Below are 306 nucleotides of genomic sequence, written 5' to 3'. Positions count from 1 at the left end.
CACGGCACCATACGCGCCGCCGAAACCGGCCCATGCAAAGCTGACGATGCCGAACACGCTGGAATTGGGGTCACGGGCCAGCACCACGCCCACCACGCTGACGCAGATGATGGTCTGGCGGGCGGCAAACAGGCTCTGGCGTTCGGTCAGCTTCATGTGGCCGAACTCCTGCAGGATGTTCTGGGAGACGCAGGACGCGGCAGCAAGCATCTGGCTGTCGGCGGTGGACATGGTGGCGGCAAGGATGCCCGCCAGGATCAGGCCCGCCAGCACGGCTGCCAGAATGCCGTGCTGTGCAATGAGGTT

1 pseudogene is annotated in these 306 nt (G+C 65.0%); it reads right to left on the bottom strand.

What is annotated here, in order from left to right:
- Nucleotides 1-306: pseudogene (locus P0G09_RS18100) on the bottom strand (sodium:proline symporter); the annotation flags it as partial.

Source organism: Faecalibacterium sp. DFI.5.82 (genome assembly GCF_029076575.1).
Taxonomy (GTDB): Bacteria; Bacillota; Clostridia; order Oscillospirales; family Ruminococcaceae; genus Faecalibacterium; species Faecalibacterium duncaniae.
The sequence above is the reverse complement of the archived record's forward strand: the minus strand, read 5'-3'. Positions and strand labels throughout refer to the sequence as shown.